Origin of the sequence: Escherichia sp. Lx600-2, from assembly GCF_036662595.1 — a bacterium.
Lineage (GTDB): Bacteria > Pseudomonadota > Gammaproteobacteria > Enterobacterales > Enterobacteriaceae > Escherichia > Escherichia coli.
Genome location: NZ_JAYQWM010000230.1, coordinates 1 through 1324 on the forward strand (window position 1 = coordinate 1; position 1324 = coordinate 1324).

The following is a 1324-nucleotide window of genomic DNA, read 5'->3' on the forward strand; positions in this document are numbered from 1 at the left end:
AATCAACGTTGCTGGCCGTGCATTTGTACGGCTCCGCAGTGGATGGCGGCCTGAAGCCATACAGCGATATTGATTTGCTGGTTACGGTGACCGTAAGGCTTGATGAAACAACGCGGCGAGCTTTGATCAACGACCTTTTGGAAACTTCGGCTTCCCCTGGAGAGAGCGAGATTCTCCGCGCTGTAGAAGTCACCATTGTTGTGCACGACGACATCATTCCGTGGCGTTATCCAGCTAAGCGCGAACTGCAATTTGGAGAATGGCAGCGCAATGACATTCTTGCAGGTATCTTCGAGCCAGCCACGATCGACATTGATCTGGCTATCTTGCTGACAAAAGCAAGAGAACATAGCGTTGCCTTGGTAGGTCCAGCGGCGGAGGAACTCTTTGATCCGGTTCCTGAACAGGATCTATTTGAGGCGCTAAATGAAACCTTAACGCTATGGAACTCGCCGCCCGACTGGGCTGGCGATGAGCGAAATGTAGTGCTTACGTTGTCCCGCATTTGGTACAGCGCAGTAACCGGCAAAATCGCGCCGAAGGATGTCGCTGCCGACTGGGCAATGGAGCGCCTGCCGGCCCAGTATCAGCCCGTCATACTTGAAGCTAGACAGGCTTATCTTGGACAAGAAGAAGATCGCTTGGCCTCGCGCGCAGATCAGTTGGAAGAATTTGTCCACTACGTGAAAGGCGAGATCACCAAGGTAATCGGCAAATAATGTCTAACAATTCGTTCAAGCCGACGCCGCTTCGCGGCGCGGCTTAACTCAAGCGTTAGATGCACTAAGCACATAATTGCTCACAGCCAAACTATCAGGTCAAGTCTGCTTTTATTATTTTTAAGCGTGCATAATAAGCCCTACACAAATTGGGTAATGACTCCAACTTATTGATAGTGTTTTATGTTCAGATAATGCCCGATGACTTTGTCATGTAGCTCCACCGATTTTGAGAACGACAGCGACTTCCGTCCCAGCCGTGCCAGGTGCTGCCTCAGATTCAGGTTATGCCGCTCAATTCGCTGCGTATATCGCTTGCTGATTACGTGCAGCTTTCCCTTCAGGCGGGATTCATACAGCGGCCAGCCATCCGTCATCCATATCACCACGTCAAAGGGTGACAGCAGGCTCATAAGACGCCCCAGCGTCGCCATAGTGCGTTCACCGAATACGTGCGCAACAACCGTCTTCCGGAGCCTGTCATACGCGTAAAACAGCCAGCGCTGGCGCGATTTAGCCCCGACGTATCCCCACTGTTCGTCCATTTCCGCGCAGACGATGACGTCACTGCCCGGCTGTATGCGCGAGGTTACCGACTGCGGCCT

At 52.4% G+C, this 1324-nt stretch carries 1 protein-coding gene and 1 pseudogene; one reads left to right on the forward strand and one right to left on the reverse strand.

Going from position 1 to position 1324, the window contains the following annotated elements; genetic code table 11:
• Positions 1 to 719: AadA family aminoglycoside 3''-O-nucleotidyltransferase (locus OQV04_RS24685; protein ID WP_136524411.1), on the forward strand; the 719-nt coding region annotated here is incomplete at its 5' end.
• Positions 720 to 886: 167 nt separating this feature from the next.
• On the opposite strand, the pseudogene OQV04_RS24690 reads toward OQV04_RS24685, so the two are convergent.
• Positions 887 to 1324: pseudogene (locus OQV04_RS24690) on the reverse strand (IS1-like element IS1B family transposase); the annotation flags it as partial.